Annotated in this window: 8 protein-coding genes and 1 other annotated feature (1 of these 9 cut by a window edge); of the genes, 5 read left to right on the forward strand and 3 right to left on the reverse strand. The window is 42.2% G+C overall.

Annotated features, from left to right (window positions below; translation table 11 throughout):
* Positions 1 to 13, forward strand: a binding site (T-box leader); it begins 242 nt to the left of the window's first position.
* A 74-nt stretch (positions 14 to 87) separates the two neighbouring features.
* Together ACR65H_RS17940 and brnQ are read left to right on the forward strand one after the other, a co-directional pair.
* Positions 88 to 894, forward strand: coding sequence for a YitT family protein (locus ACR65H_RS17940; RefSeq protein ID WP_440502253.1), 807 nt, complete (start codon positions 88 to 90; stop codon positions 892 to 894).
* 11 nt (positions 895 to 905) lie between these two features.
* A complete protein-coding gene (brnQ, locus tag ACR65H_RS17945) occupies positions 906 to 2207 on the forward strand; it encodes a branched-chain amino acid transport system II carrier protein (protein ID WP_440502255.1) in 1302 nt (433 codons plus the stop codon).
* A gap of 54 nt (positions 2208 to 2261) precedes the next feature.
* Here the strand turns inward: brnQ and ACR65H_RS17950 are convergent, their stop codons facing one another.
* The 3 genes from ACR65H_RS17950 to ACR65H_RS17960 form a co-directional block, all read right to left on the reverse strand.
* A complete protein-coding gene (locus ACR65H_RS17950; protein WP_440502257.1) occupies positions 2262 to 2855 on the reverse strand; it encodes an NADPH-dependent FMN reductase in 594 nt (197 codons plus the stop codon).
* Between the two features lie 19 nt (positions 2856 to 2874).
* Positions 2875 to 3858, reverse strand: a complete 984-nt coding sequence (locus ACR65H_RS17955) for a ring-cleaving dioxygenase (RefSeq protein ID WP_440502258.1) — start codon at positions 3856 to 3858, stop codon at positions 2875 to 2877.
* A 244-nt stretch (positions 3859 to 4102) separates the two neighbouring features.
* The gene (locus tag ACR65H_RS17960; protein ID WP_440502260.1) at positions 4103 to 4486 is read right to left on the reverse strand and encodes a RidA family protein; all 384 of its coding nucleotides are present in this window, start codon (positions 4484 to 4486) and stop codon (positions 4103 to 4105) included.
* Positions 4487 to 4695: 209 nt separating this feature from the next.
* Here ACR65H_RS17960 and ACR65H_RS17965 point away from each other — a divergent pair, with 209 nt between their 5' ends.
* From ACR65H_RS17965 to wrbA, 3 genes are all read left to right on the forward strand, one after another.
* Complete coding sequence (locus ACR65H_RS17965; RefSeq protein WP_440502262.1) at positions 4696 to 6033, forward strand: allantoinase; 1338 nt, start codon at positions 4696 to 4698, stop codon at positions 6031 to 6033.
* 2 nt (positions 6034 to 6035) lie between these two features.
* Complete coding sequence (gene allC / locus ACR65H_RS17970) at positions 6036 to 7268, forward strand: allantoate deiminase (RefSeq protein WP_440502264.1); 1233 nt, start codon at positions 6036 to 6038, stop codon at positions 7266 to 7268.
* Positions 7269 to 7474: 206 nt separating this feature from the next.
* A complete protein-coding gene (wrbA, locus tag ACR65H_RS17975; RefSeq protein ID WP_440502266.1) occupies positions 7475 to 8086 on the forward strand; it encodes an NAD(P)H:quinone oxidoreductase in 612 nt (203 codons plus the stop codon).
* Positions 8087 to 8233: the final 147 nt, after the last annotated feature.

The following is an 8233-nucleotide window of genomic DNA, read 5'->3' on the forward strand; positions in this document are numbered from 1 at the left end:
ACTCGTCCCTGTTTAGGGGCGGGTTTTTTTATGTGGAAAAATAACAGACAGATGAAGTCAGTTTTACTCTAAGGAGGTCTATTGGGAATGAAAAATGGTATTGTCGTAGCGGGTTCGTTGATTGTTGCTTTTGCTTTTAATTTCTTTCTCGTTCCATATGGAATTTTAAGCAGTGGAATTAGCGGTATTGCTATTTTGATTGGGAAAATTACCCCATTTGATATTGGCTTAATGAATTTTTTGCTTAATTTACCCTTACTTGTATTAGGATACTTTAAACTTGGAAGGTTGATTACGGTCAATACACTGGTTTGTGTTGTGTCGCTATCTGTGTTCTTGTATGTGTTACCAGTAATTCCTGTTACAGACAACATATTATTGTCGACGATTTTTGGAGGTGTCATGAGCGGCATCGGTGTTGGCTTGATTTTAAAGTACTCTGGCACTTCCGGTGGATTGGATATCATAGCAATCATCCTTTCCCGGACGAGCAATATAAGTATCGGACTTCTTCTGACTAGTATGAATGGCATTATAGTTTTCATTTCGGGTGCCGTATTTGACTGGAATATCGCATTATATACGCTTTTGTCCATCTATTTGACAGGTAAAATGATTGATAGTATTCACACAAATCACATTAAGTTAACAATGCAGATTGTCACTTCGCAAGGAGAGGCAATTCGGGAAGATCTATTGAAGTCTATCTATCGAGGTATTACAATCACGGAGGGTTACGGCGGCTATACACAAGAAAAGAAACATATTTTAATGACTGTTGTTACACGATATGAAATGTTGCAGGTGAAAAAGATAGTACGTGGCTATGATAAGACTGCATTTATTAATATATTTGAGACTGTTGAAGTAGATGGTTCGTTCGCTAAGAATTAGGAGGGTTTACGATGAGTAGGAAAAATGTATTGTTTTCAGGACTTATGCTCTTTTCTTTATTCTTCGGGGCTGGAAATCTAATTTTTCCACCCCTTCTAGGTTTGGAATCGGGGAGCAACTTCGGACAGGCAATTGCCGGGTTTCTTATAACAGGTGTCTTGCTGCCATTCATGGCAATCATGTCAATCGCATTGTCTGAAAATGGGCTAATCTCTATTGGCAGCAGGGTGCATGGACTGTTTGGCCTAATTTTTGCGATCATTATCTATATGTCAATCGGGGCTTTATATGGAATACCAAGAGCTTCGAATGTAGCGTACGAGTTGGGTTTCAAGCAAATCGTAGACGTCAATGGCTGGCTTGCATTGCTAGTATTCTCCTTGCTGTTTTTTGGAGTGACTTACCTCATTAGTTTAAATCCCAAGAAAATAGTAGATCGAATCGGACAGCTGTTGACTCCTATTTTATTGCTAGTGTTAGCTTTGCTGGTTATCCGGGCCTTTATCAAATTTGAAAATATAGCTTCTCCAGCGGAAGGAACTTATGCATCGTCTCCATTTGTAAAAGGTTTCGTGGAAGGGTATTTCACAATGGATGCTGTGGCGGCGCTTGCGTTTGGGATTGTTGTCATAAATGCACTGAAGGATAAAGGTGCAATATCCAAATCGGAGCTTGTAAAAGGGACATTGGGGGCCGCAATTATATCTGGTCTCGGATTGGCCGTTGTTTATGTCTCCTTAGGATGGATTGGAAGGGTCATACCGAAGACAAATGACTTTGCAAATGGCGCGGATATATTGACTGTAGCATCGGATATCCTATTTGCTAGCGGTGGTGGACTTATATTCGGTGTGATTGTAACACTGGCATGTCTGACGACTTGTGTTGGCTTGATTACTGCATGTGCTAGATTTTTTAATGAGATTTATCCTGAAATTCAATACCACTCGTATGTTGTTATTTTTGTATTGATTGGCTTGTTAGTGTCTAATTTAGGTTTGAATACGATTCTAAATTTGGCAGTGCCATTATTAGTGCTCATTTACCCAATTTCCATCGTATTGGTCATTCTCTCGTTATTCGAGCATTTTGCGGGCGGAGGGAAGATGATGTACCGGCTATCGGTTGCCGTGACGTCAATTTTTGCGCTGTACGAGGTATTGACGAGCATCGGTTATAAAGTCGGGATTTTGACCAGGTGGTTAGATGTTGTTCCGTTCTTTGAGCATGGACTGGGCTGGGTTTTGCCTGCTTTTGTTGCCGCTTTGATAGGGTATGGGGTCGATAAGTTCAGAAGGGAAGCCTTCATATAAAAAAAGAGTAACCATCTAACTTGCGCCAATGCAAGGGATGGTTACTCTTACTTATTATCGAATTGTTTTCAATGCAGTCGCCCAAGGGATAACTTGGTCTAGCATTTGATTTACAGAAGAAGCTTGTACTTCCGCTGGTTTGAAGTCTGTTCCGTTTTCGAAATCAGTGAATAGTGATAGAGCTGGGTGAACACGAACATCCGCTACGGATAGTTCACCAAGGATGCCGCGTAAATGTTCAGCTGCGCGAGCACCGCCTACTGAACCGTAAGATACGATACCGGCTGCTTTGTTGTTCCATTCTTCGCGTAGGAAGTCTAAAGCGTTTTTAAGCGCTCCGGTAATGGAGTGGTTGTATTCTTGAACGATGAATACGAATCCGTCTTGTTTTCCAACGATTTCTGACCATGCGGCCGCGCCTGAAGCATCGCTTCCTGGCTCGCCTAGCAATGGCAATTTGTAATCTGCGATATCGATTACTGTATAGTTAGCGTCTCCGCGTTGATCTGCCAATTCTTTTACCCAAGCACCTACTTGAGGGCTTACACGTCCATCACGAGTTGATCCTAAAATAATACCGATATTTAAATTTGTCATTGTTTGTTCCTCCTGTTGTTTAGATCCAAATAATTTATCAAAAAGTCCCATCTTTTAAAGTTTCACCTCCTTACAAGTATTCTTTTTCAATGTTCTTCGTACTACGGACTGTATCAATTGGCCGTACAAGGCCTTCAATTGTTTCGCGTTTGTCTTCAAAGAATGGTGGCAACGATAGTTTTTCGCCAAGCGTTTCATACGGCTCATCGCCCATGAAGCCAGGGCCGTCCGTCGCCAATTCGAACAGAATGGAAGGTGCGATTCTCGTATACAACGAGCCGAAGAAATAACGGTCGATAAAGCCTGAGTTTGGCAATTGGAAGCCTTGCAAACGTTGTTGCCAAACATCGATTTCTTTGCGGTCCTCTACACGGAATGCCGTATGATGGACAGTGCCGAATCCTTGCATTGCTTGCGGAAGGACCGTGTTATATTCCACAACTACTTGAGCGCCGTTTCCACCCTCGCCCATTTCGAATAAATGGAATGACTCTTCTTGTGCAATTTCCTTCATTATAAATACTTTCTCCAACATATCTTTCACGTGATCGAAGAAGGAAGTCCGGATATGGATTGGTCCGAGTCCTGTAATGGCGAACTCCAAAGGAATCGGTCCGTTTTGCCATGGCGTTCCTGATTCGACGCCTTCATTGAGCTCGTCAGAAATGAGCTGATACTGTTGGTCATCGAAGTCTACAAATGACAATACCTTTTTACCGAATTGCTCTTGGATGCCTTTATGCTTCACGTCAAATTTGTCGAAGCGTTTTACCCAATATGCTAACGCAGCATCGCTCGGTACACGGAAAGAAGTTTTTGAGATTTCGTTTGTTCCGTGTACTCCTTTTTGAATGCCGGGGAAGTCGAAAAATGTCATATCCGTACCTGGATTGCCTGCATCATCTGCGAAAAATAGATGGTACGTTTGAATGTCATCTTGGTTTACTGTTTTCTTTACGAGGCGCAATCCTAATGTGTACGTGAAGAAGTCATAAATCATCTCTGCACTGCTCGTAATGGCTGTCACGTGGTGAATGCCTTTTAATTGGTTCATGTATGTTCTCCTCCTTAATTTGTCTCGAATTCAAGATATATAGTTAAAAAAATTTGTTTGTTTTTCAACTAACATGGTTTTTGGATTCATTATTTACCGATTGAATTAATTTATCTTTAATTCAAGATAATAATAGCATGCTGTTTGACGTTGCGTCAACAGTTTCATTTTGGAGAAAAAAAAAGACGTCCCCAAAAACGTTTATACATATTTTGGGGGACGCCTTTATATTCATTCATATTACTCAGTTAGGTTTTTTCGCAATCGCTTCGATTTCCACTTCTGCTCCGAGTGGAAGTGCTACCACTGCGACACAAGTCCTTGCAGGAAACGGTTTAGAAAACTTCGTTGCATATACTTCGTTCATTGCGGAAAAATTATTCATATCAGTCAAATAAACATTTACTTTTACAACATCATCAGGTGTGAGACCAGCTGCTTCCAGCGCCTCAAACAAGTGATCAAAGCACAATTTTGTTTGTGTTCCGATGTCACCTGCTATATTATCCGCAGAAGCGGAGTTCATTGCGGTCTGCCCGGATAAATAAACTAAATCACCTGCGTCCACCGCAGCTGAATACGGACCTGATGCCGTTGAGCCTTTTACTTCATAAGCTTTTCTTGCCATCATTACTCCTCCTTACTTCATAGCTGAAATACCATCATAACGTAATAAACATCCATTGTATAGAACTTGATTGAATTCTTGAATATTGCTTATGCATGTTTGCTTTGTAAAGGTTAATGGATATAGAAGAAGGATGAGACACATAATGAACAGGAATCTAGTTTCCACAACGGGAATAATAAGATCGGCAAAACTTGGAGGGATTTTCAATGGCAAGCTACGATTTGATCATTAAAAATGGAACGATTGTAACGGCAGACTCAACGGAAAAAGGAGATATCGCCGTCAAGGACGGAAAGATTATGGAAGTGTCTTTCGGAAAGCCGCTCGAAGCAACGGCAGACAAGGAGATAAATGCGGAAGGTCTTCATGTTTTCCCAGGCGTCATTGACTCGCATGTCCACTTTAACGAGCCGGGCAGAACAGAATGGGAAGGATTGGAGACGGGTAGCAGGAGTTTAGCTGCCGGCGGGGCGACATCGTTTTTTGATATGCCACTGAATAGTACCCCTCCGACAATCAATAAAGCCAATTTAGAAATGAAACGTGCATTGGCAGAGGAAAAATCCATTGTGAATCCATATTACTGGGGTGGGCTCGTACCAGAAAACATAGCAAATCTGCGTGAGCTTCATGAAAATGGCGTTATCGGCTTCAAGGCATTCATGTCGCCGAGCGGAATTGACGACTTCCATAACGTCGATGATGAAACGATCTATAAAGGAATGAGGGAGATTGCATCCTTGGGATCCCTATTAGCCGTTCACGCTGAAAGTACGGTCATGTGTGAACAGCTTGCGGAAGAAAGAATCGGTCAAGGCAAAGTAACGGCGAGAGACTATGTCGAATCCCGTCCAGTCATTTCGGAAATTGAAGCGGTCCGAAGAATTCTTTCTTATGCCGAATTGACGGGCTGTAAACTTCATATCGTGCATGCAAGCAGCCGGAAAGTCGTGGAAGTGATCAATGATGCGAAACAAAGAGGCGTCGACATAACGGTTGAAACGTGTCCGCATTATTTATCATTGACTGTAAAGGATTTGGAAGAACAAGGCGTCATCGCAAAATGTGCCCCTCCATTAAGAGATCAAGAAGAAGTGGATGAATTATGGACGGCAGTAGCGAATGGCGAAATCGACACAATCGGCTCCGACCATTCACCGGCGCCAGCATCCATGAAAGTGATAAGCGATAATATTTTCGATGGATGGGGAGGGATTTCAGGAGCCCAGTCCATGTTGAATATTCTTTTGACGGAAGGACATTTCAAACGGAATGTGCCGTTGGAGAAAATTGTTGAATTGACGTCAAAAAATCCGGCGAAAATATTTGGACTGAAGACAAAAGGAACGATTGCAGCAGATTATGATGCTGATTTGACACTTGTCAATCTGAATGAAAGCTTTGAATTGAAGAAGGAAGATCTGTTTTACCGCCATCAACATTCGCCTTATATTGGAAGGACTTTCAAAGGAAAAGTGAAGACAACAATTGTAGGTGGGGATGTCGTGTTTGAAAACGGACAACCAATACAAAGGGGTAGATGAATGTGACAGATGTAACACGTGAAATTGCTCGTCTTGAAGAGTGGCTGGCGGAATACGGGAAGGATCCTGAAGGTGGTGTTACAAGGTTACTATATACAAAAGAATGGGTGGAAGGGCAAAAAGCGTTGGAAAAAAGAATGCAAGATGATGGATTGACTACTCGTTATGATGATATCGGAAACTTATTTGGCCGATTAGAAGGAAGTATGTATAAAAATGAAACAATTTTAACCGGCTCGCATGTAGATACTGTTAAAAACGGCGGCAAGTTAGATGGCGCCTTTGGAATATTGGCGGGAATATTAGCGATCCGCCTTTTAAAGGAGAAATATGGCCAGCCCCTCCGAAATCTCGAGGTCGTGTCGTTTGCCGAGGAGGAAGGAAGCCGTTTCCCATATGCCTTCTGGGGGTCCAAAAATTTTGTCGGCATTGCGAAAAAAGAGGACGTTGTAGACATTACGGATTTCAACGATGTTCCCTTCGTAGAGGCAATGAGAGCTGCTGGTTTTAATTTTAGGGATGAATCGAAAGCGCTCCGCAATGACTTGAAAGGATTTGTTGAAATCCATATCGAACAAGGCAATGTTTTAGAGAAGGAAGGAAAAGACATTGGAGTTGTTCATAGCATTGTCGGACAAAGGCGTTTTACGATCGAAGTGAAAGGTGTCGCAAACCATGCGGGGACTACACCTATGGGGTATCGGAAAGATGCGTTATATGCCGCCAGCCAAATGATCAATAATGTCATTAACAGAGCAAAAGAATACGGCGATCCGCTCGTTGCGACAGTCGGTAAAATCGAAGTCAAACCGAACACTGTAAACGTTGTTCCAGGGGAAGCGCTATTTACATTTGACGTTCGGCATACGGAAAAAGAGGCCCTCGTAAAGTTTACGGAGGAACTGACAACAATTATCAAGAGGATCGCTGCTGATTCAGGTGTAGAGACGACGATTGATATGTGGATGGATGAGGATCCGATTCCTATGAATAAACAAATCGTTGAAACCATTGAAAAACAAGCGAAAGAAAATGGATTCAATTATAAGGTGATGCATAGCGGTGCTGGGCATGATTCACAAATCATTGCGCCCGTCGTGCCGACAGCAATGATCTTCGTTCCAAGCCGCGAAGGAATCAGTCATAATCCTTTGGAATATACAAGCCCTGAACAATTGGCAGTCGGGGTTCAAGCATTGATGAGCTCCTTGTATGCATTGGCGTATACAGAGTAGAAATAAAAGAGTTGGCATTATCCGATGAGGTGCAGGAAAGTCATTGATCTTTCTGCACCCTCTTTCATATGGACAGATAAGGGGTTGAATAAAACTTTTTTGTAGTGGTATAGCTAGAAGAGTATGGTTATGAAATTATCGAAGAAGCAGGTGCAATAATGCGCTTTTTAGCAAAAATATTTGGAAAGCCAAAGGAGATGGAAAAAATGTCGAATGTAAAAGTGGCTGTCATTTTTTATAGTATGGGTGGTACAAACTATCAATTAGCTAAATGGGCTGAAGCGGGTGCAAAAGAAGCCGGTGCCGAAGTTAAAGTATTGAAAGTTCAAGAGCTCGCTCCACAATCAGTCATCGAAGGAAATGAAGCTTGGAAATCAACTGTCGAAGCGACAAAAGACGTTCCAGTGGCAACTTCAGAAGATCTCGAATGGGCAGATGCAATTATCTTTAGCGTCCCAACCCGTTTTGGCAATATGCCATCGCAAATGAAGCAATTCTTAGATATTCAAGGTGGCCTTTGGGCAAGCGGCAAGACGGTTAATAAAGTAGTAAGCGCGATGACGTCTGCTCAAAATCCACATGGCGGCCAAGAAGCTACATTATTATCCCTGTATACTTCAATGATGCACTGGGGCGCTATCATTGCACCTCCTGGATACACTGACCCAGTTCTCTTTGGAGCAGGCGGAAATCCTTACGGCACGAGCGTAACAGTCGGCCAGGACGGTAAAATGATTGAGGATGTTCAAGGTGCTGTGAAGCATCAAGCAAAACGGACAGTTACAGTTGCAGAGTGGGTTAAAAAAGGAAATCAATAAGATTATTATTGATGGGAGTTGTCCGTGTTTGGACAACTTCTTTTTTGTAAATGAAATAACCCGCCGTAGAGTGAAGTGCACCCCAAAAGTTAGAGTTGAAAATCTAACTTTTGGGGTGTTTTATTATGGTTAAATATACAGATGATT

This window comes from Sporosarcina sp. SAFN-015 (genome assembly GCF_059415085.1).

Excerpts from the sequence above, each read along its gene's own strand:
- ACR65H_RS17940 (WP_440502253.1), top strand. The coding sequence starts at position 88 with ATGAAAAATGGTATTGTCGTAGCGGGTTCGTTGATTGTTGCTTTTGCT.
- brnQ (WP_440502255.1), top strand. The coding sequence starts at position 906 with ATGAGTAGGAAAAATGTATTGTTTTCAGGACTTATGCTCTTTTCTTTA.
- ACR65H_RS17950 (WP_440502257.1), bottom strand. The coding sequence starts at position 2,855 with ATGGGACTTTTTGATAAATTATTTGGATCTAAACAACAGGAGGAACAA.
- ACR65H_RS17955 (WP_440502258.1), bottom strand. The coding sequence starts at position 3,858 with ATGAACCAATTAAAAGGCATTCACCACGTGACAGCCATTACGAGCAGT.
- ACR65H_RS17960 (WP_440502260.1), bottom strand. The coding sequence starts at position 4,486 with ATGGCAAGAAAAGCTTATGAAGTAAAAGGCTCAACGGCATCAGGTCCG.
- ACR65H_RS17965 (WP_440502262.1), top strand. The coding sequence starts at position 4,696 with ATGGCAAGCTACGATTTGATCATTAAAAATGGAACGATTGTAACGGCA.
- wrbA (WP_440502266.1), top strand. The coding sequence starts at position 7,475 with ATGTCGAATGTAAAAGTGGCTGTCATTTTTTATAGTATGGGTGGTACA.